A 23981-nucleotide genomic window follows, 5' to 3' on the forward strand; every position below is an offset into this window, starting at 1 on the left:
AGCCATGCTCAGTCACAACCGCCAAATTGCCTACGCTCTTTTGTTGCCCCTGCTCTTAACCGGTTGTGGCAGCCCGACTGCACCGCCGGTTAGTCCGAGTGCTAGCCCAACTAGCAGCTCGACTGTTACTCTGACCTGCCCTGAACCTGGGAAGGCTCCCACACTTACCAGCTATCAACAACGCGATGGCAACCGCTGCGAAGGACTAGAACCGGGCAACGTCAGCGCTGCCGGGGCGCAACTCAAATCCCTGATCGTTGGCAACCTGCCGCCAGACTGGCCAGGGGACTCCATTGCTCTGCACGTTCCCCAAGCGAAACCGAGCGATCGCATTGAGCTGGAGTTTCCCAGCAGTGGTTACCTGATCGATCGCTTTGCCACTGGCTTTGGCCCCGATGGCCTGCGGTTTGCCCAACCCACCACCTGGCTCAAAAAAGCCCAAGCCTCGGGCGTGGAACCCGCCGACCTCACCGCCCGCGCCGAACAAGAGATCCAAAACCAACCGGTCAATTTGCCCGTGATCCTCGGTCAGCCGCGCGATCGCACCTACCAGTTCAAAATCAAATTGGGCAACTCCGTCACCGTCAAGCGCCAGGAAATCCGCCGCCAAGGCCAGAACACACCCTTGCAAAGCATCCCCGGCCCCACCCTGGAAATCACCCCCGATCAACTGCTAGAACACACCTGGACTCCCCAGGCAGCCGACCCCGCCGGAACCTATTCCTTAGTGATTACCCTCGCGAGTGGCGACCCCATGCAGTTTGATTTCCAGTACGATCCCGCCTGGTTTCAGTAAAGGTTTTTGATGTCTCCTTCGCCACCGTCCTCTCCTTCAGAACAACCCGCCAACAGTCTCGCGTGGTTGAAACAGCGCGTGGTAAACACCAAGGCAGGGGGATGGCTACAACGGCGATGGCAAAAATGGAAAAAATTCAGACTGGGCGATCGCGGCCTCTTTCTCATCTCAGGTGCGGGGTTGGGAGCATTGGTGTGGTCGGCCTATTTTGCTCCTGGTCAATTTGGCTTTGATGCCACCCTGGAAGTCAGCGAACTGCGCTTCACCTATGCCAACAACGACGAGCGCACCTTCCTGAACGCGATCAACACGCCCCGTCTTGTCCTCGGCGGCCACCAAGCTCCAACGGGCGCAACCACCCAAACCCTGATCCTGCGCGGCCGCTTCACCAGCCCCGATCGCAACCAGCAAGCCCAACTCGACCAACTCAAGCCCCAAAGCCTCACCTTGTCCCTCGCCGATCGCGACAGTCTGCTGGAATTTGCCACCAACCCCAAGGGCGCGATCGCCTTCAGTGGCTTGCTGCTCCAGCCCAACACCCGCCTCGATCGCCTGGCCTATGATCCCGCTGAGAAGGATCGGCCCGCCCGCCTTGACCTCAAGCTGAGTCACTGCACGCCTAACCAAAATCGCCCCTGCCAAATTCGCTTCCGGTTGGGAAGCAGTCCTCTCAAGCTCAACGGCAGCGCGATCGCCATTACCGAACTCCCTAACCTGCGGCGACCAAACCTGGAATTCATCCCCGCTGGCAATTCCGAGCAGGTCTTAACCTTCAGCGCACTCAAAACTCTGAGCCTTGACCTGCCTGCCACTGCCGAAGCCGCCCGCGACCTTTTCAGCGGCGGCTTGACGATCCGCGATGTGCAGCTCGATCGCCAGGCCGATCTGGGTCAAAACGCCCGCGATCGCTACACCCAATCCACCCTGATTGAGGGTGAAGCACGCCTTAAAGACAAAACCCTCAAACTCCAAGCTGGCCAATACTTGGGATTTGGCGACAACTCCCCGGGTATTCAGCGTCTAGAACGCTTGCAAATTGCGCTCAAAAGGACTGGACTGCAACTCTTTGTCTCTGGCGAGGCGAAGGAACTGTCCGCCGGTCTCAATCCCAAAGTTCCCACCCAAACGATCGACCCAAAATTGCTCCAAGGCATCATGTCCGATGAGGTGATTAACTTACTCATTGGGTTGTGTTCCGGCGTTTTTGCAACGCTGTTCGGTCGCCTGTTGGAGGATGATGACTAGCCCGTTAACCGGAGTTCGATCGCCCCCGGCCCGGCCCGATCGCCCAGGAGCGCCGCCGCCACACCGACACCATCAACCCCACACAAATCAGGCAATAGGTGCTCGTCCAGGCACTTTGCAACAGCAAAAAGGTCAGGGTCGGATCGGGCAATCGCTCGCCCACCGCGCTGCCCAAGGCCAACCCGATCGCCCAGCCGATCGCCAACTGCACCGATCGCTTGGCCGCCACAAATTCCCGCTCATCCAACGAGTGCGATCGCCCCAGCGCCAACAGGGCCGGAAGCCAACCGATGATCGGCGCGTAGTAGAGATACAGCCGCAGCCGGGAGCCGATCGGGTCAATGTCCCGATCTCGCAATCCCAACTCGGGGCGATCAAGCTCTTGTGGCAGCAAGTCAGCGTTGCGCTTATCCATAGACCGAGGTTCAGGATGCCGGGCAAAAAATGGACGGTTATTGTGGCGAGTAATCTGTCAGGCGATGCAGAAAAGCAATATATCGATCAGTCTGGAGTTTCCATGTATGGGTTTGCTGAACTCAGAAAACAACGACAGACCCTAGCAGTCTATGGCCAGTGCTGAGTTGTTGGTATTGAACGATTTGATGATCAAGTTTTAGCGCCTGAGTGATAGCAACTTTGCATACAATAACTTGATGTATTGCTTAATGGCTGTGTAGAAACCATTAAAGAATAGATTCCAAAAATATCCATATTTCGGGAATCGTTTTGCCAGTAATAAATCCGCAGAAAAATGAAAGCGATAGTTAATCTTTTTGACTTGAGTTTCAGGATTAGTATTACCGACGATATATCGAACTTGCTCTGGGCCTTGAATGCTATAACCAATCCACCTGATATTCGGGTTAAAATGAAACGCTTGTACGAATAACCCTAGCGCTCGATCAAGGCTCCAAGAGGGCAACCAATACAAGTTGCCATATATTTTCATAACACGAGACCAATCACTCAGCGGGACTTTTAAAAGGTCTGTTTTCCAAACCCTATTGTTAAAGTTTTCTATATGTCGTCCATAATGATCTCGACGCTGTGCAAAGGGAAAAATGGCTAACATCCAGTTAATTGGATTCTGAAGAGGGGCAATTGGGATTGGTCGCAAGGAATGAGCTGTTGAGTGCTGTTCAGATGATTGGTGGTTAGAAGTGTGGGTGATCGTCTCTAGATTGGGTATAGGAAGCCAAGGTGCTTCGATTTCTGATTGGTGTTGGCGTGGAATATTTTGAATCGATAGCCGTAATACCCAGTCATCAGGAAATAGTTGAGAAAATTGCTGAACTAAAGCACAGATATCTGGATGAATAAAATCATCATCATCCAGCGCAATGGTGTAGTTTCCGGTTGCATTCAAAAGCCCTGTGAACCGCTGTAAAACCTCCCCTCGAAATGGACTGATTAAGGCGCGCACGCGCCGGTCATCGGTTGCACGGGGCTGTACCCCTGGTGGATAAACCATCACAAATTCGACCGGCCCCTGCACAGTCAGGAGGCGAGTCAGCCAAGCCTGACTAAATTTACCCGTCGTAGCCGTAACGATTGATAAAAAAGGGCGATCGTTCATGCGCAGGGTAGCAATTCGTGAACTGAAGCAGCGAATTGGGTAGTTGAGCAATTCAGCAGCGGACGTGACCAGATCAGACCGGGATGCTGCTGAATTGAGGATGGGGGCGATCGCGCTATTTAGCTCCCTTCGTCCACCAAGCGAGGGCATACTCATCGCTTTGGCCCACGGCCGCTTCCTTCAGGGCCACGCGCACCCGATAGCGACCGGTTTTGGGCACTTCGCAGAACACATGCTCCACGCTGTCCGCAGAACTGATCGATCGACAGGGATTAGTGGTGGTGGCTACGGTTTCCCCTTCCGGAATCAGGTACAGATCAAAATCGCTCAGACCTTTATTCACAAAACCTTCGCCCCGATCGAACCGGCCATTGTTATTGCGATCGAGCAATTCCACATGGCGGCTCCAAGTCAGGGTCAGGGCCGCAAAACTGCCGCCCTGGAGCGGTTGGGCGATCGGGTAGTCGTGAACGGCGGGTTGGTCATCCTTCAAGGCTAAGGACTGGAACGCCCAGCCCACCAAGGGCACAGCCTCGCCCGGCTGCCATTGACCCGGCGCAAACTGTTGATAGGCCCGGTAGGCGTTCAGTTGCCCCGCACCGATTTGTTCATCGAGCGGAATTGTCGGATCGCTCAAGGCATCAGAATCCAGCCAGGTTTTTTCGTCTTCGCGCCACACATCCCGCGTCATCCCCAGCCGGTTGCCATCTCCTGCATCTTTGGCCTTGTCTGCGGAATTCATCAACACGGCTTTCATCACCTGGTGGCGACGGGCATCTTTACTCCAGCGGGCTTGGTTTCCAGAAATTTGCCGTTCAGCCCATTCCTGAAGCAGGGCCACCGTGGCCGTGACATGGGGGGTGGCGAAGCTCGTGCCACTGGCATAAATCACCTGGCCGCCCAGTTCATACAGCCCCACATCGGCCCCCGGAGCCACCAGCCCGATCGACCGCCGCAACCCCGCATTACTTTCTAAGCCCACCAAATGCCGACCCACCCCGGTCACCACATTCCCCAGGTTGGCAAAATCCAACTTAGAAAACTGCCCCCGGAACCGCCGGGTAAAGGCCACATTGATGCCGTTAAAGGTGTCCGTGGGAATGGAAATGCCCCCGTCGCCCTGGTTGCCCGCAATTAGGTACAGCACCTCATGGGCCCGCGCCGACCAATCCACGCAAAGGGTGAGCAGGGAATTGCCATCCAACATGGCGTTCAGTCGCTGATCCTGGCTGAGGGGTTCGCCAAAACTGAAGTTAATGGCCCGCACATCGCCATGGTTTTGCAGGGCCACGGACTGGCTGGCTAAACATTCTCCAATTTGGCCATTGCCTTCGGATGGGCCCGTGGCTGCGGAATAGAGCATGGCCCCAGGAGCCACGCCCCGAGCCAATTTTCCCGATCGCCCAATCATCACCCCCGCCACGCTGTGGGCATGGCCATCCACATATTCATCGGGGCCTGGTCGCTCTTCGATCACCAACAGGCCAGCGGGCCGAAAATCGTCCGCGTTCCCCGCCTGCTTGTCATAACCAAAGCGGCCGGGCCGACCAATTTCCACTTGGCCAATGCCAATTTTGCGGCCGGTGATGTTGTAGGGCGCTTGATGCAGTCGATCGGAATCGATGCCATCGGGCCCTGTGGACAGCGGCAACAGCACGGCGGGCAAAGTGGCGCTGGCGGTCGTGGCGATCGAGCAGCTGATCGCCCCTAACAACACCAAGCGCCCAGTCCGAATCAGGGCTTGGCCGAGGCGATCGAATCGGAGGGAAAACAAATGGCGCGATCGACCCATAACTCCTCACTGAATAGCTATTGAAAGCTGACCGAATTACTCACTCAATTGGGGCGATGAACAGATCTTGGGCAAATCTTGGGCGAACAGATCCTGATCCTGTCTTGATCGTGGATAAATCGTGGATGCTGTTTGGGTTGTAGCGCGATCGCTCGTCAAGAAACCCTGAAAAACCTGCAAGTTTTAACAAATATTGTTCATATTCTGTTAAAACAAATACAATTTCTACCCTTGCCCGCCCCCAGAGGACGCACCCACCATGAGCCAAAAGCCCATCGTCGTCGCCCCTTCCATTCTATCTGCCGATTTCAGCCGCCTGGGTGAAGAAATTCGGGCCGTGGATGCTGCCGGTGCTGATTGGATCCACGTTGATGTCATGGATGGTCGCTTCGTGCCGAACATCACGATCGGCCCGCTGATCGTTGAAGCCGTGCGTCCTCACACCCAAAAGCCCCTCGATGTCCACCTGATGATCGTCGAGCCGGAAAAATATGTGGATGCGTTCGCCAAGGCCGGCGCTGACCACATCACCGTCCACGCAGAGCACAACGCCTCGCCCCACCTGCACCGCACCCTCGCCCAAATCAAGGAAGCCGGTGCCAAGGCTGGTGTGGTGTTGAATCCTTCGACCCCGCTGGAATTGATTGAATACACACTGGAACTGTGCGACCTGGTGTTGATCATGAGCGTCAACCCCGGTTTTGGCGGCCAGAAGTTCATCCCCGGTGTGTTGCCGAAGATTCGCAAGCTGCGTCAAATGTGCGATGAGCGCGGTCTGGATCCTTGGATTGAGGTGGATGGTGGCCTGAAGGTGGATAACACCTGGCAAGTGCTCGAAGCGGGTGCGAACGCGATTGTGGCCGGTTCGGCGGTGTTCAACGCGCCGGATTATGCCACCGCGATCGAAGGAATTCGCAACAGCAAAAACCCCGCCACTCGCGAGCTGGCTGCGGTCTAGGATTTTTCGGGTGGTCAACGGGCTGGCGATTTTCGATCATTGCAGATTGACCGCCCGCCCAAAGCAGCCGATCAAGATTGCTGTAGTAGCGTGGCTGCCTTAATCCGCTGGGTTAAATGACATGGCTGTTACCGTCACCTGATCGTTAAGCAGCAAGATGCTCAAGCCCCTTGTTACCACGACTGGCTCCGCAACTTTGACCCAATGCATTAAGCCTGTCGAGCTAGTAGCTAGACCATCACTCACCACTCAATCAATATCAATTTCGATGAGCGATCTTAGCCAATTCAGGCGATCGCTCATTTTTTTATTGAGGTTTTGTTTGAGGTTTTGCTTTTGAGTTGTTTGCTTAAGCTGTTCACTTATTTTTTGCTTAAGCATTTTGTCTATCGCTGATTTATTTTTTGCTTAGTTTTTTCCTGAAGTTTTTGGTTACAACGCCATTCGAGTTTCGATCGCCCAGCGTGCCAGTTCTGTGCGGTTGCTGAGTCCCGTTTTGCCTAGCATATTGCTAACGTGGCTTTCGATCGTCCGTTGACTGACGCTCATCAATTCTGCAATTTCCCGATTCGCCATACCCCGCGCCACCAACTGCACCACCCGCGACTCCGTGGGGGTCAGTTCCACGTCTTTGGGTACTTTGAATTTGGGCGATCGATCTCCCTTCGCTTGGTAACGAATTAACCGGGAAGCCTGTTTCAAAGAAGACTCGACTTGGGCCACCAATTCTTCCGGTTCAAAGGGCTTGGTCATGTAGATATCAGCCCCCGTGGTCAGCCCCTTAATACGATCCTGACTTTGGCCCTTTGCCGACAGCAACAACACTGGAATCCAGTTCGTTCGTGGGTCTTGGCGCACGGATTTCACCAGGCTGTAGCCATCCATTTCCGGCATCATCACATCGCAGATGATCATATCCGGCAAATCTTGCTCAAGCTGTTCTAGGGCCTCGCGACCGTTACTAGCCGGAATCACCACATATCCGTGAAATTCCAAATAATCTTTGACGAGCAAAATCAGATTTGGATCGTCATCGATGAGTAAGATTCGTTTTTGAATACCAAGATTGCTTCTTCTCATAGGAAGCGAAAAGATCTTTAGGAAGAGCAGAAGCTAGCGCGATCGAATGCGATCGCCTACCTTTTTAATCACTCAGGTTAATTTCAGTCCCGTTGAATGAGCTGCTCAAGGAGCTGCATAGCCCAAGGAACTGCATAGCCTACGGTTCGGGAATTTAAGGGGGAAATTAAATTCACCGCAATTGTTCACGACCACTTCACTGCCACTGCACCGAAACTTTGTCGCAATCCGCCGCAGGAATGCGCCGCAATCATACGACTAGGATGAACTTAGGTTCGTGGTCGCTGGGCCACGGGCAGGAAATCCGAAAAACCAACCACGGCTGGGCAAGTTAACCAGCTACGGACAGGATTGATGGGTATTTTTTTAACCTGTCTCCTAGTTTAGGGCAATGCTGGTGTTGAGTGCTACCAGTAATTTTGCTAGGCAGTCCTAATTCCCAAGCGCAGAGGCTGCCCAGTTCCAGCGCTCAGGGAGCCATTTGGGGCAAAGATCGCTCAAAGAAAGCCAGGGACTGCACAACGCGCCCACCTATGAGATGTTCCTGAATAATCTGCTCAATCGCTTCCGGGGTGGCGCGTCGATACCACACGCCTTCGGGATAAACCAGCAGAATTGGCCCTTCCGTACAAACCCGGAGACAGTTGGCTTTTGTCCGAAAAACCACGGAGGGCAGGGGGGATTCTGAACCGGAGGGGTGGCCTGGGCCGGTTCCATCAAGACCCAATTCTCGCAATCGCCGCTTCAGATAGTCCCAGGATTCCAGGCTGGCCTCCTTGGGGCAGCAAAGGGGCTTGGTTTGGTCGGCGCAAATGAAAACGTGACGTTCAATGCGATCGATTCCCAAGGTTCGCACCACGGGGAGAAGCGATCGCGCCTCCTCGGCTGGGGAATTGGTTTGGGCATCGACGGGGCCAGGGGTTGAGGCATCGGGATCGGGTCGATCGGCCTCTGGGTTCGGAAGGGAAGAATGCAATGGGGTTGCCATGGGGCAATGCAGTGGGGCTGAGGGTGGTTGGCGGGGTATGCCGGGCGGGGCGATCGAGATCTTTCCAAGTTACGCCCTGGTTGCCAGTTCGGAAACCCGTACAGAGGGGTCTGTTGTCAGGCCCCATGGTCTCCAGTAAATTAGCACTCGGATGGAGAGAGTGCTAAAAGCCGTTGGTCAGGCTGCGACAGACACCCTGTCAGCACCGCGCAGTCAACACTGCGTAACAACGAATTTTCAGCCTTTCGCCTATCCGCTTCACCATTGGTCTAGCTTTTCACTTCAAACCTCTGGAGACAGACTCTGTATGGCAGCCGTATCGTTGAGCGTATCGACCGTGACTCCTTTGGGCGATCGCGTATTGGTCAAAGTCGCCGCCGCTGAAGAAAAGACCGCTGGCGGTATTCTCCTGCCCGATAACGCCAAAGAAAAGCCCCAAGTTGGCGAAGTCGTCGCTGTGGGCCCTGGCAAGCGCAACGATGATGGTAGCCGCCAAGCTCCCGAAGTCAGCACGGGCAACAAAGTGCTCTATTCCAAGTACGCTGGCACGGATATCAAGCTGGGTGGCGAAGATTACGTCCTGCTCTCTGAAAAAGACATCCTGGCGGTTGTTGGCTAATTAGCCCCACCGGAGCCGTCTCGATCGAACCCCGATTGAACCGACGCTTCTAAACGGTTTGTCGGGAGTCGATTCGCCCAGCACGGCTCGATCGCCCGCGGCCCCGACATGCAACTCTGGCGTGCCGCAACCCTTTTAACCCCATTCTCAATCCTCACAGGCAGATCATGGCTAAGAAGATTATCTACAACGAAAACGCCCGTCGTGCCCTCGAGCGCGGTATGGACATCCTGGCGGAAGCCGTCGCCGTCACCTTGGGCCCCAAGGGTCGCAACGTGGTGCTCGAAAAGAAATTTGGCGCACCCCAAATCATCAACGATGGTGTGACGATCGCCAAAGAAATTGAACTGGAAGATCACGTGGAAAACACCGGCGTGGCCCTGATTCGCCAAGCCGCTTCCAAAACCAACGACGCAGCGGGCGACGGCACCACCACCGCCACCGTGTTGGCCCATGCGATCGTTAAAGAAGGTCTGCGCAACGTGGCCGCTGGCGCTAACGCCATCACCCTGAAGCGCGGTACTGAAAAAGCCGTGGCTTACTTGGTGGATCAAATCAAGGCCCACGCTCGCCAAGTGCCCGAAAACGACTCCAAGGCTATCTCGCAAGTGGCAGCCATCTCCGCTGGTAACGACGAAGAAGTCGGCCAAATGATTGCCGATGCCATGAGCAAGGTTGGCAAAGAAGGCGTGATCTCCCTGGAAGAAGGCAAGTCGATGACGACTGAGCTGGAAGTCACCGAAGGGATGCGCTTCGACAAGGGTTATATCTCGCCCTACTTCGCCACCGACACCGAGCGGATGGAAGCAGTGTTGGATAACCCCTTCATCCTGCTGACCGACAAGAAGATCACCCTGGTGCAAGACCTGGTGCCGATCCTGGAGCAAGCCGCTCGCGCTGGCAAGCCCCTGCTGATCATCGCTGAAGACATCGAGAAGGAAGCCCTGGCGACCTTGGTGGTGAACCGTCTGCGCGGCGTGCTGAACGTGGCCGCTGTGAAGGCTCCTGGCTTTGGCGATCGCCGCAAGGCCATGCTCGAAGACATCGCCATCCTCACCGGCGGTCAACTGATCACCGAAGATGCCGGTCTGAAGATCGACAGCACCAAGCTGGAGCAACTGGGTCAAGCCCGCCGGATCACGATCACCAAGGACACCACCACGATCGTCGCCGATGGCAACGAAGCCGAAGTGAAGGCCCGTTGCGAGCAAATCCGTCGTCAGATGGAAGAAACCGAGTCGTCCTACGACAAGGAAAAGCTGCAAGAGCGTCTGGCCAAGCTGGCTGGCGGTGTGGCAGTGGTGAAGGTTGGCGCGGCCACCGAAACCGAAATGAAGGATCGCAAGCTGCGCCTGGAAGATGCCATCAACGCCACCAAGGCGGCCGTTGAAGAAGGTATCGTTCCCGGCGGTGGTACGACCCTGGCACACTTGGCTCCTAGCCTGACCGACTGGGCAAATGCCAACCTGAAGGACGAAGAGCTGACCGGCGCGCTGATCGTGGCTCGCGCCCTGACGGCTCCCCTGAAGCGGATTGCTGAAAACGCTGGCCAAAACGGCGCAGTGATCGCTGAGCGCGTGATGGAAAAAGACTTCAACGTGGGCTACAACGCTTCGAGCGGCGAATACGTAGACATGTTTGAAGCTGGGATCGTTGACCCCGCTAAGGTGACCCGTTCGGCCCTGCAAAACGCTGCCTCGATCGCGGCAATGGTGCTGACCACCGAGTGCATTGTGGTTGACAAGCCCGAACCCAAGGAAGCTGCTGGCGCTGGCGCTGGCATGGGCGGCGGCGACTTCGACTACTAAGTCTCGCCCAAAACCCTTGCCCCGGGCATTGTTGAGGGAATCGTTACCCCGACTGCGGGTGTAGCGATCCCTTGATCACTCAAGCAAACTCAAAACCCGATCGGTTGGAAGCTATGCCCAAGGCAGTTTCCAGCCGATTTTTCGTTAACGGTGATTACCAATCCCTTGGTCAGCAAGTCATGACATCTGCATGGTCATGACACCCAATTCGCCAGCAGTCGCCCTCCGGCAACCATCCAAGGAGCTTTTGGGCCTTGGTTCATGGGCCTTGGTTCATGGGTCGGAAGCAGTGGGCTTGGCTCGCCCGATTTGGACTAGGAAATGGAGTCTCGCCCATAACAACCGATCAACCCATCGATCGAACAACCGATCAACCCATCGATCGAACAACCGATCAACCCATCGATCGAACAACCGATCAACCCAATTAATGGGCAACAAATAATGGGCAACAAAAAAAGCAGCACTCCCATGGGCACTGCTTTAAGACTGAAAGCTTAATCGCGGGTTGGACTTTCAAGAATGGCTCAAGGCACTAACCAGCCCAGAACAACCGAAATCTACAAGATATTCAGGACATTCGGAACATTCAAAGTGCTCAAGCCAGACCTGAGCTAACCCGTCGATCAATTTGCAATTGAATGGTAGGGATTTTCAACCGTACAGCGAAAGAGAGCTAATCAACTGGTTTTAAAGATCGTTGCATTGAAACGACTAAAGACAATCCTTGAATCAAGCTTTGAGGCTTTTTTGGCAAAGCTGGGATTGAATCAGAATTTTCCTCAAACCGTTGTCAAGCGATCGGGGCTGAACGGCCGCTCACCCCCAGTTACGATTCCGCCTTCACCAACTTGACGTTCTTCGCCAAACCCAAGAGCTGCAACAGTTGGATCGTCATCCAAGTGGCATCAATTTCCCACCATTGCAGACCATGGCGCGCTGAGTATTGGTGAGCGTGGTGGTTGTTGTGCCAACCTTCGCCATAGGTCAGGAGAGCCACCCACCAGCAGTTGGTGGAGCGATCGCCCGAGTCTTCAAAGGTGCGATAACCAAACTTGTGGGTGGCGCTGTTCACCAGCCAAGTGCAATGCCACAGGGAAACCATCCGCACACAGATGCCCCAGAGCACGAACGACCATCCACCCATCAGGTAAAGGATAGCGGCGAGGGGGATTTGCAGCAGCAGGAAGTAGCGATCGAGGAATTTATAGAAAGGATCGTCGCCGATATCTTTGGTGAAGCGGGGAATTTCGCTTTCGGCGGGCACTTCGTACATCATCCAACCGATGTGGCTCCAGAGGAAACCCTTGGTCGAATCATGATGATCCGGGTCGGTGTCCGAATGCAGGTGGTGGTGGCGGTGCAAACCAACCCACCAGATGGGGCCGCCTTGGCAAGAGAGTGTTCCACAGAACACAAAGAAGTACTCCAACCACTTGGGAACCTCGAAACTGCGGTGGGTGACGAGGCGATGCCACCCAAGGGTAATTCCGAGGCCGCCCGTCACCCAGTGGAGGAAGATCATCAGGCCAACGGCTGCCCAGCTAAAGTTTTGCGGCAGAAATGCCACGACGGCTGCGATGTGCATCGCCGTCATAAAGATAATTACGCCCCAGTCTGGGCGCAAGTTCTGTGCGGACGTTGCGGCAGTCATTCAATTACCTATGTCATCGATGCGCTAAATCAGCGTATCATTTCCTATTTGAATTTCTTCACAATGGACTGAGCATCCAGTTTGACCGAAATTCAGCGGTGGTGTGGGTTGGCGCTGCGAAATTAAGGAATTGGCAGCAGGAGCAGAAGGGCAGATTGATCGCGATCGGGGGTTTAGGGAATTTTTGGGATCGCGAGACCTTTTGATCATGATCGCCCTGGGGATCAACACTAGCATTAGTCAGGGATCCCTGAAGACATTGCAGAAGTTGGGGATCAAAGTCGATCGACCCGCTCAGATCCCGCTCAGATTTGGATGTGTTTTGACCTTAATCAGCGCATCTTTGCCCCTCGATGCTGGGTTATTGGTGATCTTGATCGAGCAATGGGGCGGTATTTTGGAAAACTTGCCTAATTTTGGCAATTTTTTGGGCGTAATTACGAAAATTCAAGCCGTTTGGGGTTAGTTCGGTTATGGGGATTCAGATGGATCAGGCCACCTTGGGCAATGTCGCGGTGGATGCAGCGGCGGTGGTGCAACAAGCGGTGGAAGAGTTGGGCCCCCGATTCGGGCAAATCGATCGCGCGGTGCAGGCCAAGCTGAAGCGCGTGCTGGATGCGTTTCGGGCGGAACGGGTGGGGGCCCACCATTTCGCAGGGGTTTCGGGCTATGGCCATGATGATTTGGGCCGAGACACGCTCGATCGGGTCATGGCCCGGGCCCTTCAGGCCGAAGCCGCGATCGTGCGGGTGCAAATCGTTTCAGGAACCCACGCGATCGCCTGTGCCCTCTTTGGGGTGCTGCGGCCCGGCGATGAGTTGCTGTCCGTGGCCGGCAAACCCTACGACACCCTAGAAGAGGTGATTGGCAAACGGGGTAGCGGTCAGGGATCCCTGATGGATTTTGGGGTCACCTACCGAGAATTGGATTTGACTCCGGCCGGGACGATCGATTGGGAAGCCCTGGCCCAAGCAATTCGCCCGGAAACCAAGATGGTCACGATTCAGCGATCGTGTGGTTATGATTGGCGACCCAGCCTGTCCATTGCTGACATTGGCCGAATTGTGGCGCTGGTTAAGGCTCAAAACCCCAACACAATCTGCTTTGTAGACAATTGCTACGGCGAATTTGTGGAGGACAACGAGCCGACCGCCGTGGGCGCGGATCTGATGGCCGGTTCCTTAATCAAAAACCCCGGCGGCACGATCGTCACCGCTGGCGGCTATGTGGCCGGCCGGGCTGACCTCGTGGAGCAAGCGGCCTGTCGGTTAACGGCTCCCGGCATTGGTTCCGAGGGCGGTGCAGCCTTCGACCAACACCGACTGCTCTATCAGGGTCTGTTCTTGGCTCCCCAAATGGTGGGGGAAGCGCTCAAGTGTAATTATTTGGCGGCGCGGGTGTTTTCCAACCTGGGCTATCCGGTGAATCCAGCACCCGACGCATCCCAAAGCGACATCATCCAGGCCATTAAGTTGGGCAGCGCCGAAAAGGTAATCGCCCTTTGCCGGGCGGTGCAACAGGCTTCCCCGATCGATTCCTATGTCGATCCTGTACCGGCCGTGATGCCCGGCTATGAGGATCAAGTGGTGATGGCGGGGGGCACGTTCATTGAAGGCAGCACCTCGGAGCTGTCGGCCGATGGGCCCCTGCGCGCGCCCTATGTGGCCTATTTCCAAGGGGGAACCCACTGGACCCACGCGGCGATCGCCCTGGAAACGGCCGTGGCGGCGATCGGGCCCGCAGGCAGTGCCCTGGAGTCTTAGGGCGTGTTGTCAAATCGCCTGAAACCCTGATTCCACCGTTAGCAGATCGTGGGTAACAAGGGGCTTAAGCCCCTTGTTACGACGATTGGGGCATGGAAAATCAACCGTTGTTGTCTGATCTCAGGAAATGACGACAGGCCCTAGCCACCAGTGACTTGACTCAATGGGCGATTTAGATCGGTAGCACGATCAAATCACCCACAAAGTCAGCAAAAGTCAATATTCGCAACAACGAAATCGGTGTTCATGGGGTCGTTCCATTCGCGCCAAACCATTGTTTCCAAGAGGTGCGCTAAAATCAAATCAGTCCGGGTATGAGATAGCCCCCTGATGTGGTAGAGGACTGCAATAACGCAAGCCCCGATCGCCCATCCCCCAGCGGTTTACAATCCCCACGGTCAACCACCCGCACCGAATGGCCCGCCGCTGTCAAGAAACCGTCTGCTCTCTAGCCCGTCCCCAAACCTGCCCGCTAACCCAATTGTCTAACCCGTTCTGCTGAGAAGCTGCCCGTGAAACCCATTCGATCGCTTGATGATGCCCTAGAACGCTGCCAAACCCTGGGAATGCGCGTCAGTCGCCAGCGCCGCTTCATCTTGGAACTGCTATGGGACGATCGGGAACACCTATCCGCACGGGAAATTTATGACCGTTTGAATCGGCGGGGCAAAGATATTGGCCACACCTCGGTTTATCAAAACCTGGAAGCTCTGGCCCGTAACGGCATTGTGGAATGTATCGATCGGGCTGATGGTCGTCTGTACGGCAACATTAGCGACCCCCACAGCCACATCAACTGCCTCGACAGCGGCCGAATTGTGGATGTGCATGTGACCCTGCCGCCGGAGTTGATTGCCCAAATCGAGGCCCAAACGGGGGTCAAGATCGCGGACTATCGGATCGATTTTTACGGCTACGATCAACAGTCTGCCCAGGCCAGCTAGTGCCGGTTTCCCCATCGATCACCTCTCTACTCCCCCATGTCCACCCATCCGAGGCTGGCCCGCATCACCCTGTTTCCGATTAAGTCCTTGGATGGTGTGGCGGTCGATCGAGCCGCCCTGACGGCAGCGGGATCCTTGGCAGGCGATCGGGAATTTGCCCTGCTGGATGCCCAAGGCAAGTTCATTAACGGCAAGCGCAACGCCGCCATTCACAAAATTCGCGCAACCTTTGACTTAGCCCAACGCTTCGTCACCCTGCGTTTACAGGCAGATTCCCAGCCCGCCACCACCTTCCATTTAGATCACGATCGGGCAGCATTGACCGCCTGGTTCAGTGACTATTTTCAGCAACCGGTCACCATTGCCCAAAACCGCGAGGCTGGCTTTCCCGATGATCCGGCCGCCTGGGGCCCCACCCTGATTAGCACAGGGTCGATCGCAACGGTGGCCAGTTGGTTTCCCGATTTGACCGTGGCGGAACTGCGCGATCGGCTGCGAACCAACCTGGAAATTGATGAAGTGGAGCCTTTTTGGGAAGAGCGGCTCTACAGCACCGCTAGCAGCGGGGTCACGTTTCAAATTGGCGCAGTGCCGTTTCTGGGCACCAATCCCTGTCAACGCTGCATTGTCCCCACCCGCAACAGTCAAACCGGCGAACCCACAGCGCAGTTTCAAAAAACTTTCATGGCCCAGCGCCAAACGACCCTGCCACCTTGGGCCGAGCGATCGCGTTTTAATCACTTTTACCGATTGGCCATCAATACCCAAGTTCCGGCGATCGACCCCAATTCTCCCGCCGCCAACGACGAATCTAGGATGTTGCAGGTGGGCGATCGGTTAACGCTCGCATCGGACTCCATTGATTGATGGTGGGGTCGTGCCGTAATTCAGTAATGATGAACAGGTGAAAGCCTTGCTACATCAGTAATCTTTCAACAAAAATCATCACCTCACAGGCGCTACCCAATCTTGAATCGAAATCATGAGGTGCTCAACCCTAGGTGATCTGCAAGACCCACAAGACCCGTAAAATCAGCAAGATCTTCTCCCCAATTATCCAAGTCCCACCCCCGCAACGGCCCTATGGAACATGGTTTGATGTGGCTGCCCCTTCTGGGGCTGTTTATCGGTCTCGCCTATGCCGGTTGGAATGAATATCAACGGCTAGAGGCTTACAAAATTTGGGCAAAAGGGTTCGATCGCGCCAAATACGACATTTACGCTGTCCTGGGCCAAAAGGGTCGTGAATTGGTTTGGGGCATTCCCAACCGCAAGGGTCCGATCGAGGTGCAACGGCTTTCCCTAGAGCAAGTGCAAGGCGTGGTGCTCATGGCCGATGGCCAGGCGATCAACCCCGAGAAATATCCCACTCAAGCCAAGCAGGTGATTTTGGAGTTGGTGCGCAAAGACAGCGGCCCACCGATGAAAATTCCCTTCACCCAAATTGACATCGCAGCCCAATGGGCGATCGCCCTAGAGCGGGATTTGGGTTAGGGCGATCGGGTTCATTAACCCAGTAAACCGAGAGCGGCCTTGGTGCGCGGCCCGGCCACCCCATCAGGAACTAAGCCAGAGTCCCGTTGGAAGCGCTTGACCGCCGCTTCCGTGATCGGGCCGTAATACCCCGTGACCCGGAAACGGAAATAGCCCAAATCTTTCAGCCGCTGTTGCAAACGACTGGTGTTGACATTGCGACCGCCCACGCAGCTATAGCAGGGGCCGGCTCCCGCGCCCCATCCACCGTTATTGCGGAGATAAGGGGGGCGGTAAACGTAGCTGCTGATGGTTTTGAAGGTGGGGCAGGGACGAACGGTGATAGGGGGCAGGGGCTTGGTGACCGGCCGATCGGGATTGACGAAGGCGGGGCCATCGCCCACGCCGCCACCGCCGCCGCCACTGCGGAGGGTTTCGCCCGCCCGCTCGGCAGCCAAGGCCGGGCCGATCGCCGCGCCCAAAATACTGACGGTCAACAACAATGACAAAAAGCGCAACCAACCTTGGGACGACAGGCGCTCCCAGGCGATCGCCCGACTGAGGGCCGCTTCTAGGGACGGGAGTTCCAAAACATCAGACCGGTAGGCCGCTGCCAGGTGGGGATAGCCAAGACTTTCCATAGATAATTTGCCAAACCTAAGAATCCAAACCTAAAAAATCCAAAACATCCGCAACCGGGGGCACAGAGCCAATTACAGGCTCATTTGCAAACTCAATCACTGCCAGCCACCGGAGCCAGGGCCACAGATCCGCACGCAACAGGGATTATAAACAGGCTGCCAACTGGAATCGGTCGCGGGCCGTACCCAGTTTCGGGCCCGGCGCACATGGCGTTTCACGGGCAGGTAGGGTGACCCTCGGCGGCCGGAAACGGGCACGGTGGCCAAGGCATTGACCGTGGTTGCATCCACATAACCGGTGGCGGGAAGCCGGCGCGATCGCTGGAAGGCAACCAGGGCCGTTTGGGTGACTTTGCCGAAGTGGCCCGTATTGGTGCGCGATTTTTGGAAACCCAGGGTGCGGAGTTTGCCTTGGAGGGTGGCCACGCGATCGCTCGTTTCGCCCCCATAGATCGGCGCGGTCAGGGTTCCATAACTTCCTGTGTTCACCTCGGAACTGGGGCGAGCGCTTGGCGGCAACACCACCGGAGCCACGGGGCGCGGCCGGTTAATCACCGGCTGCCAACCGCCCGGCTGATTTCCCCGATCGTTCGTGTTGCCCGTGTCGCCTCGGCCGTCCGATCGCCAAGGATTGCGCGGCTCCACCGTTTCCGCATCGAGTTTGGCTTGGGTTTCCAAATCCAACACACCGGTTCTCGGCAATCGGTGCTGAGCCTGATAGGTCAACAGGGCGGTACGGGTAGCTTCGTCAAAGGTTCCGGTCACCAACAGGGGCAGATTAAAGGTGCTGGCCTGTCGCAGCCGCCATTGCAGGACTTGCACCGAAGGGCCCTGGTCTCCACGCACCAAATAGGGGGTGGGTGCTTGGCGGGCGGGCGCGCCGTTGGCCGCCATCAACATCATGGTGCTGGTGCGATCGAGCACGCCCGTGGGAGTGAGCTTGCCGGTGCGCCGTTGGTAATTGCGCAGGGCCAATTCCGTGGCGCTGTCAAACTCAGCGGTAATCGGCACTTCCAGCCCGGCCCCCTTGAGCAGTTGCTGGAGATTTTGAACCGCTAAGCCCCGATCGCCGAATCGCAAGCTGTTATAGGCCTGGGCCCCTTCGGCCAGCAGCGGCCAAGACAACACCCCAAGGGCGATCGCCCCCAAGAGCATTCGGCCCGAGGTGATTCGATTAAGCTGCCCCGTTGCCCGATCGGTCACCGGATCAGTTCCCTGCTCTTGGTCTTCCGGGTGTTCCGGGGCATCCAGCGCCTCTAACGCCAGGGCATAGTGCAAATAGGCCCAGCTTTCCATAACAAGCCCATCAAAAGTGGATTGAGTTCCTAAACTGAATTCTTGACTCTGACTGGAGTGCTAAACGACTCGAATTTTTCTTGTCATTCAACGGCGATCGGTTGAACAGCGATTGGTTGAACGGCGATCGGGAATGGGTGAACGTTGGTTTCAGAATCATCCATCCCCGTTGTACTGGAGAACAGACCTCAGACACAAGGTGGGAGCCACCGGGCGATCGGGCATTATGGTGGGGATCGGGGTGATCTTCTCTTCAGACGCTGATTAACCCTCGAATCTCCAGCTAAAGTTCTAGGCGCGATCGAACAAAAGACCTTAGAATTCTGGGCATGGTTCAGGCAAATCCCACAAACAATTCCCCCGCGACCCCGATCGCGCCCCTCGCCGGTCACCCCTCCGCCGGCTCAATCCCTTCATGCGCTTGGAGCCGCCCGATCGGCCTGGGTTGGGACCATCCTTACACCGTCCGCTATGCCAGCAATTTGGATGATGGCCCCTGGCATGGTGCGCCCTTGGGTGGGTTTGGGGCCGGCTCCTTGGGTCGATCGCCCCGGGGTGAATTTAACTTTTGGCACATGGACGGCGGGGAGCATGTGTTTGCGAACCTGCCCGGCTGTCAGTTTGCGGTTTTTGAGCAAGCGGACGGCGACTCGCCCCTGGCCTATGCCCTCAGCACTGAACCACCCGCCGATGGCAGCCTGGGCAATTGGGATTGGTATCCCGCTTCCACGGCCGAGCGCTCAACGGGCACTTACTCAGCGCTCTACCCGCGCAGTTGGTTCACCTATGAAAACGTGTTGCAGACCCACCTCACCTGCGAACAGTTTTCACCGATTTTGGCGGGCAACTACCAGGAAACCAGCTACCCGGTGGCGGTGTTTGAGTGGACGGCCCACAACCCCACCGATCGCCCAATCACGGTCAGCATTCTGCTCAGTTGGGAAAACACGGTGGGCTGGTTCACCAACGCCCTCAAGAATCCCGAAATTACGGTACGGGACGACGGCAGCCCCGAGTATGAATATCAACCCCGTTGGGGCGAAAGCGAGGGGAACTTTAACCGCTGGATTGAAGATTTCTCGCGGGTGGGCTGCACGCTCCTGAACTTGGAAGGCTTGATTGATCCGGGCGATCGCCCCTTGGCCGAAGGCATGGGCCAATGGGCCCTAATGACGGTGCAAAACCCGGCGGTGGAGGTGTTTCACCACACCCGCTGGAACCCGGCCGGCGATGGGTCGGATCTGTGGCACGATTTTTCCCGATCGGGTGACCTATCCGACGAGAGCGACGATCGACCCGCCAAGGCCGGTGAACGAATCGGCGCGGCGATCGCCGTTCGCTTCACCCTCCGACCCGGCAAAACCCGCAAAATTCCCTTCATCCTGGCTTGGGACTTTCCCACCACAGAATTTAAAGCGGGTGTGACCTATTACCGGCGCTACACGGACTTTTTCGGGCGCAATGGCCAGGGGGCTTGGTCGATCGCCCGCACCGCCCTGAAGCATTACGATGCCTGGCGCGAGGGGATCATGGCCTGGCAAAAACCCGTGCTCGATCGCCCGGATTGGCCCGACTGGTTCAAAATGGGTCTCCTCAATGAGCTATATGACCTGACGGCCGGGGCCACCGTTTGGAGTGCCGCCGATGAGCGAGATCCCAAGGGCCAGTTCGCCGTGGCCGAATGTCTGGATTACCGCTGGTATGAAAGTTTAGATGTGCGGCTCTATGGTTCCTTTGGGCTGCTGTTGCTGTGGCCCGAGCTGGAAAAAGCCGTGATGCGGGCCTTTGCGCGGGCAATTCCCACGGCCGATGCCACCCCTCGGATCATTGGCTATAACCGGGCGGCGGCGGTTCGGAAAATTGCCGATGCCACCCCTCACGATTTGGGCGCGCCGAACGAACATCCCTGGGAAGCCACCAACTACACCAGCTATCAAGACTGCAACCTGTGGAAGGATTTACCCTGCGATTTCGTGTTGCAGGTCTACCGGGACTATCAGCTTACGGGAGCGAACGATCAACAATTCTTGGTGGACTGCTGGGATTCGGTGGAGCGATCGCTCGCTTACCTAAAAACCTTTGACCAAGACGGCGACGGCATTCCCGAAAACTCCGGCGCACCGGATCAAACCTTTGATGACTGGTGCTTGGTGGGCGTGAGTGCCTATTGTGGTGGCCTGTGGATTGCGGCCCTGGAGGCGGCGATCGCGATCGGGCAAGTGCTGTTGGCAGCGGATTTGGATGATTTAACCTATGAATCAGACCGGGCCCGCGCCGCTCTCGATCGTTCCAGCTTGGCGGCCACCCTGGCCACCTACCAGGACTGGCTCACCCAAGCCCGATCGGTTTATCACCTGGCCCTCTGGAACGGGCAATCCTATCGCCTCGACACCGGCAGCGGTTCTGACGTGGTGATGGCGGATCAACTTTGCGGACAGTTCTATGCTCGGTTGCTGGGACTGCCGGATGTGGTGGACAGTGCCGCCGTTCGCAGGACGATCGAAACGATTTATGATTCCTGTTTCGTCAAGTTCAACGCCTTCTGTCGGAGTGATCGGGCCCGGGAACTGGGGTGGAACATCCCTCACGACCTGCCCAACCTGGGGGTGGCCAACGGTGTGTTGCCCGATGGTTCCCCGGAAAACCCGAAGGCCACCCATCCCCTGGAAGTCTGGACAGGGATTAACTTTGGGCTAGCGGCCTTTTGGTTGCAAATGGGCTATCAGCAGGAAGCTATGGAAGTGGCCGCCGCCGTTGTGCATCAAATCTATGGCGGGGGCTTGCAATTCCGAACGCCGGAGGCTATCACCGCTCAAAACACCTTCCGGGCCAGTACCTACTTGCGACCGATGGCCATTTGGGCAATGTATGGCATTCTGACGGAGTTTGCGCCCTTGACGGCCCGTTAGGGAGCAGCAATTTAGGAGCTATGACGGTGCCGATCGGGTCGATCGAATGCAGTAATTCTCACTGCGGTCACGGGAATCCCGCCTCGGCCAGGATTTGTGCTGCCTGTGGTGCTCCGCTGCTGCATCTATACCTCTACGGGATTGGATCTGACCTGCGATCGCTGGCTCCCGGCACTTGGCTCGCCAATCGCTACTACTATTTGGGCGATCGGTGCTTTTTGGACAGCAAGCCAGGCCAAGTGCCCGAAGTACCTGGGGAAGTCACTCGCCTGCTTCTTAGCTATTTGCGGCTGGTGGAACATCGGCCCCAAGTGCCCCAAATTTACGGCGTTGTCAAGCAGTCGAACTTTAGCCGGGAAGCCATTTTGTTGCTTGAAGGGGCCCCGATCGGCCCCGATGGATCCCTGCTGCCAAAGTTGGTTGACCAATGGGCCAAGGCCACACCCCTGCGCCAACTGAATTGGCTGTGGCAGGTGGCGCGGCTCTGGGAACCCTTGCAAGACGCGGGGGTCACGGCCACCCTGTTGGAGCCGGAGCGGTTGCGGGTGGGGAGCGGCTGGGTGCGGTTACTGGCCCTGAAGGACAATGCGGGGCGATCGCCCAGTTGGACCGAGTGGGGGCGCTGGTGGGTGCAACGGTTGCGGCCCCATCCGGCCTTGGAATCTTTGGTGTCGCCCCTCTTGCAGCAGGTGGCGTTGGGTAATTGCGATCCGCCGACGCTGGTGGCAAATTTGGAGCAGCTCATCACCCAAGTGGCGGCCCAGGATGCGCCCGTGGATCTGGCCGTGGCCAGCCTGAGCGATCCGGGGCCGAGCCGATCGCGCAATGAAGATGCTTGCTATCCCTTCAGCCAAGATCAGACCCGAGGGCAACGGTTGAGCTTGGCGATCGTCTGCGATGGGTTGGGGGGCCATGAGGGCGGGGATGTGGCTTCCCGTTGGGCGATCGACCAGCTCACCACCGAGTTAGTGCCCTTTGTCGAGGCCGCCGCCCAAGCCCCCCCTAGCCCTGAGTTGGTGAATGCCACCCTGCTGCGGGCGATCGGGCTGGCCAATGCCGTCATTACCCAGCGCAATGTGCAAGAGGGGCGATCCGAGCGCCAACGGATGGGCACCACGGTGGTTTTGGCCCTGGTGATCGATCGATGGCTTTATATTGCCCATGTGGGTGATAGCCGCGCCTACCAAATCACACCCACGGGCTGCTATGCCTTGACCTTGGATGATGACCTGGCTACCCGCGAAACCCGTTTGGGTCTCGGGTTCTATCGGGATTTGTTGCAAATCAGCGCCGCCGGGGCCCTGGTACAGGCCTTGGGCATGGGCAATTCTGAGCAACTTTATCCCAGTGTGCGCCGAATGGTGTTGGACGAGGATTGCGCGATCGTCCTCTGCTCCGATGGGGTGAGCGATTTTGACCTGATCGAGCGATCGTGGCGTGACCAGTTCCCGGTGCGTTGGGGCCAAGGGGATCCCGGCCAAACCGTGGCCCAAATGATTGCCCTCGCCAATCAGCACAATGGCCACGACAACGCCACCATTAGCCTGGTGCAAATTGGAGCCACGCGCCAGCTCTTGCCGGATCCAGCCCGCCTGCGCCGCCCCGTAATGGTTCCGAGTCCACCGCTCGATCGGGAATTGGAGGTTTCGCCCGCTGCCAACCCCAATAACCCCAATAGTTTCCAAGGGGATGACCTGTTGCCCTCGGTGGTGGCCAAAATGCCCCAAACGGAACTGGTGACCCCTTCGGCGGAACCCTCGCCAATTCCCCCGGAAGGGCGATCGCCCCTGGCTCGATCGCCTTGGGTTGGCCGCTGGTTCAGTCTGTTGGCCCTGGTCATTTTTGGCGGTGGGCTGTTGGCCCTGGTGATCATGCCCCTGGTGCGGCAACTAGTCGATGCCAATGCTCCCAATCCCCCGGCTCCTAGCCCCTCCCCGATCGCCTCACCCAGTGGGATCAACGCCACACCCAGCCCCGTACCCAGCCTGATGGCTCTGAATGTGGGCGAGGTGCTGCAAATCAAGCCCCAAGCTGCCGCCCTGGGGTTATACGGGCCCGATCGAACCACGCTGGTTGGTTGGTTGCCCCCCAACAGCACCATTCAAATTCTGCGCATTTCCTTGCCGATCGCCCCCGCCACCCCAACGGCCACCCCGATCGCCAATCCACCAACCGGCGATCGCCCCTCTGGGCCGCCACCTGGCCTAACCTGGGTGGAACTCAAAATCTGTACCCTGGGCCGCAGCAATCCGAACAGTTCTCTCGCCAGCGGCGCAACTCTTTGGGCCCGCCAAGCGGACTTGGGCGATCGCGTTGTGGCCGCCGCTCCCCTCCCCTTGCCCAACGGCTGCCAGACCGCGACAATCACTCCCGATGCCGTCAACAACCCGCCGTGAATTGGTGATAAGTTGAGCGCGGACTTGCGATCGCCTCCCCGGG

19 protein-coding genes are annotated in these 23981 nt (G+C 57.0%); 11 read left to right on the top strand and 8 right to left on the bottom strand.

The annotated features are described in order from the left end of the window. The first annotated feature begins 4 nt into the window (after positions 1–4). Positions 5–796 (top strand): hypothetical protein, encoded by a 792-nt coding sequence (locus tag AC2IAX_RS07865; RefSeq protein WP_494390064.1) that lies wholly within the window; start codon positions 5–7, stop codon positions 794–796. Between the two features lie 180 nt (positions 797–976). Continuing rightward, on the top strand, positions 977–2041 hold the full coding sequence (locus AC2IAX_RS07870; protein WP_494390065.1) for a hypothetical protein: 1065 nt from the start codon (positions 977–979) through the stop codon (positions 2039–2041). A 4-nt stretch (positions 2042–2045) separates the two neighbouring features. On the opposite strand, the gene AC2IAX_RS07875 is transcribed toward AC2IAX_RS07870, so the two are convergent. The 3 genes from AC2IAX_RS07875 to AC2IAX_RS07885 form a co-directional block, all read right to left on the bottom strand. Next, entirely contained in the window at positions 2046–2456 is a 411-nt protein-coding gene (locus AC2IAX_RS07875; RefSeq protein WP_494390066.1) for a hypothetical protein, read from the bottom strand. A 198-nt stretch (positions 2457–2654) separates the two neighbouring features. Further along, positions 2655–3773, bottom strand: a complete 1119-nt coding sequence (locus tag AC2IAX_RS07880; protein ID WP_494390067.1) for a glycosyltransferase family 2 protein — start codon at positions 3771–3773, stop codon at positions 2655–2657. Beyond that, positions 3733–5409: a S8 family serine peptidase gene (locus tag AC2IAX_RS07885; protein ID WP_494390068.1), complete on the bottom strand. Its 1677-nt coding sequence runs from the start codon at positions 5407–5409 to the stop codon at positions 3733–3735. The genes AC2IAX_RS07880 and AC2IAX_RS07885 overlap by 41 nt, the downstream gene beginning before the upstream one ends. Before the next feature lie 259 nt (positions 5410–5668). On the opposite strand from AC2IAX_RS07885, the gene rpe reads away from it, so the two are divergent. After that, positions 5669–6367 (top strand): ribulose-phosphate 3-epimerase, encoded by a 699-nt coding sequence (gene rpe / locus AC2IAX_RS07890; RefSeq protein ID WP_099533719.1) that lies wholly within the window; start codon positions 5669–5671, stop codon positions 6365–6367. A gap of 432 nt (positions 6368–6799) precedes the next feature. On the opposite strand, the gene AC2IAX_RS07895 is transcribed toward rpe, so the two are convergent. After that, positions 6800–7447, bottom strand: a complete 648-nt coding sequence (locus AC2IAX_RS07895) for a response regulator transcription factor (protein ID WP_099533721.1) — start codon at positions 7445–7447, stop codon at positions 6800–6802. Positions 7448–7916: 469 nt separating this feature from the next. Beyond that, on the bottom strand, positions 7917–8435 hold the full coding sequence (locus AC2IAX_RS07900) for a (2Fe-2S) ferredoxin domain-containing protein (RefSeq protein ID WP_494390069.1): 519 nt from the start codon (positions 8433–8435) through the stop codon (positions 7917–7919). Between the two features lie 307 nt (positions 8436–8742). On the opposite strand from AC2IAX_RS07900, the gene groES reads away from it, so the two are divergent. After that, positions 8743–9054 (top strand): co-chaperone GroES, encoded by a 312-nt coding sequence (gene groES, locus AC2IAX_RS07905; protein ID WP_099533722.1) that lies wholly within the window; start codon positions 8743–8745, stop codon positions 9052–9054. A 167-nt stretch (positions 9055–9221) separates the two neighbouring features. Further along, the gene (gene groL, locus AC2IAX_RS07910; protein ID WP_099533724.1) at positions 9222–10862 is read left to right on the top strand and encodes a chaperonin GroEL; all 1641 of its coding nucleotides are present in this window, start codon (positions 9222–9224) and stop codon (positions 10860–10862) included. Between the two features lie 829 nt (positions 10863–11691). Here groL and AC2IAX_RS07915 read toward each other — a convergent pair. Then, positions 11692–12516: an acyl-CoA desaturase gene (locus tag AC2IAX_RS07915; RefSeq protein WP_494390070.1), complete on the bottom strand. Its 825-nt coding sequence runs from the start codon at positions 12514–12516 to the stop codon at positions 11692–11694. A 515-nt stretch (positions 12517–13031) separates the two neighbouring features. Between AC2IAX_RS07915 and AC2IAX_RS07920 the strand changes: the two genes are divergently transcribed. The 4 genes from AC2IAX_RS07920 (at position 13032) to AC2IAX_RS07935 (ending at position 16717) form a co-directional block, all read left to right on the top strand. Beyond that, a complete protein-coding gene (locus AC2IAX_RS07920; protein WP_494390319.1) occupies positions 13032–14279 on the top strand; it encodes a methionine gamma-lyase family protein in 1248 nt (415 codons plus the stop codon). Positions 14280–14845: 566 nt separating this feature from the next. Next, entirely contained in the window at positions 14846–15223 is a 378-nt protein-coding gene (locus tag AC2IAX_RS07925; RefSeq protein ID WP_494390320.1) for a Fur family transcriptional regulator, read from the top strand. A 36-nt stretch (positions 15224–15259) separates the two neighbouring features. Continuing rightward, positions 15260–16090, top strand: coding sequence for an MOSC domain-containing protein (locus AC2IAX_RS07930; protein ID WP_494390071.1), 831 nt, complete (start codon positions 15260–15262; stop codon positions 16088–16090). 216 nt (positions 16091–16306) lie between these two features. Further along, positions 16307–16717: a hypothetical protein gene (locus tag AC2IAX_RS07935; protein ID WP_494390072.1), complete on the top strand. Its 411-nt coding sequence runs from the start codon at positions 16307–16309 to the stop codon at positions 16715–16717. 14 nt (positions 16718–16731) lie between these two features. Here AC2IAX_RS07935 and AC2IAX_RS07940 read toward each other — a convergent pair whose 3' ends face one another. Together AC2IAX_RS07940 and AC2IAX_RS07945 are read right to left on the bottom strand one after the other, a co-directional pair. Then, on the bottom strand, positions 16732–17337 hold the full coding sequence (locus AC2IAX_RS07940; RefSeq protein WP_494390073.1) for a peptidoglycan-binding domain-containing protein: 606 nt from the start codon (positions 17335–17337) through the stop codon (positions 16732–16734). Between the two features lie 96 nt (positions 17338–17433). Beyond that, a complete protein-coding gene (locus tag AC2IAX_RS07945; protein ID WP_494390074.1) occupies positions 17434–18633 on the bottom strand; it encodes a peptidoglycan-binding domain-containing protein in 1200 nt (399 codons plus the stop codon). A 329-nt stretch (positions 18634–18962) separates the two neighbouring features. Between AC2IAX_RS07945 and AC2IAX_RS07950 the strand changes: the two genes are divergently transcribed. Next, positions 18963–21542, top strand: coding sequence for a GH116 family glycosyl hydrolase (locus tag AC2IAX_RS07950; RefSeq protein ID WP_494390075.1), 2580 nt, complete (start codon positions 18963–18965; stop codon positions 21540–21542). Positions 21543–21562: 20 nt separating this feature from the next. Continuing rightward, positions 21563–23938, top strand: a complete 2376-nt coding sequence (locus tag AC2IAX_RS07955) for a protein phosphatase 2C domain-containing protein (RefSeq protein ID WP_494390076.1) — start codon at positions 21563–21565, stop codon at positions 23936–23938. Positions 23939–23981: the final 43 nt, after the last annotated feature.

The sequence above is a fragment of the Limnothrix sp. HT2024 genome (assembly GCF_059138625.1).

What these genes read in the sequence shown, in the direction of transcription:
- AC2IAX_RS07930 (WP_494390071.1), top strand. Translation starts at nt 15,260, where the DNA reads ATGTCCACCCATCCGAGGCTGGCCCGCATCACCCTGTTTCCGATTAAG.
- AC2IAX_RS07940 (WP_494390073.1), bottom strand. Translation starts at nt 17,337, where the DNA reads ATGGAAAGTCTTGGCTATCCCCACCTGGCAGCGGCCTACCGGTCTGAT.
- AC2IAX_RS07885 (WP_494390068.1), bottom strand. Translation starts at nt 5,409, where the DNA reads ATGGGTCGATCGCGCCATTTGTTTTCCCTCCGATTCGATCGCCTCGGC.
- AC2IAX_RS07925 (WP_494390320.1), top strand. Translation starts at nt 14,846, where the DNA reads ATGCGCGTCAGTCGCCAGCGCCGCTTCATCTTGGAACTGCTATGGGAC.
- AC2IAX_RS07900 (WP_494390069.1), bottom strand. Translation starts at nt 8,435, where the DNA reads ATGGCAACCCCATTGCATTCTTCCCTTCCGAACCCAGAGGCCGATCGA.
- AC2IAX_RS07880 (WP_494390067.1), bottom strand. Translation starts at nt 3,773, where the DNA reads ATGAGTATGCCCTCGCTTGGTGGACGAAGGGAGCTAAATAGCGCGATC.
- AC2IAX_RS07945 (WP_494390074.1), bottom strand. Translation starts at nt 18,633, where the DNA reads ATGGAAAGCTGGGCCTATTTGCACTATGCCCTGGCGTTAGAGGCGCTG.
- groES (WP_099533722.1), top strand. Translation starts at nt 8,743, where the DNA reads ATGGCAGCCGTATCGTTGAGCGTATCGACCGTGACTCCTTTGGGCGAT.
- AC2IAX_RS07950 (WP_494390075.1), top strand. Translation starts at nt 18,963, where the DNA reads ATGGTTCAGGCAAATCCCACAAACAATTCCCCCGCGACCCCGATCGCG.
- AC2IAX_RS07895 (WP_099533721.1), bottom strand. Translation starts at nt 7,447, where the DNA reads ATGAGAAGAAGCAATCTTGGTATTCAAAAACGAATCTTACTCATCGAT.
- AC2IAX_RS07865 (WP_494390064.1), top strand. Translation starts at nt 5, where the DNA reads ATGCTCAGTCACAACCGCCAAATTGCCTACGCTCTTTTGTTGCCCCTG.
- AC2IAX_RS07915 (WP_494390070.1), bottom strand. Translation starts at nt 12,516, where the DNA reads ATGACTGCCGCAACGTCCGCACAGAACTTGCGCCCAGACTGGGGCGTA.
- AC2IAX_RS07875 (WP_494390066.1), bottom strand. Translation starts at nt 2,456, where the DNA reads ATGGATAAGCGCAACGCTGACTTGCTGCCACAAGAGCTTGATCGCCCC.
- groL (WP_099533724.1), top strand. Translation starts at nt 9,222, where the DNA reads ATGGCTAAGAAGATTATCTACAACGAAAACGCCCGTCGTGCCCTCGAG.
- AC2IAX_RS07935 (WP_494390072.1), top strand. Translation starts at nt 16,307, where the DNA reads ATGGAACATGGTTTGATGTGGCTGCCCCTTCTGGGGCTGTTTATCGGT.
- AC2IAX_RS07955 (WP_494390076.1), top strand. Translation starts at nt 21,563, where the DNA reads ATGACGGTGCCGATCGGGTCGATCGAATGCAGTAATTCTCACTGCGGT.
- rpe (WP_099533719.1), top strand. Translation starts at nt 5,669, where the DNA reads ATGAGCCAAAAGCCCATCGTCGTCGCCCCTTCCATTCTATCTGCCGAT.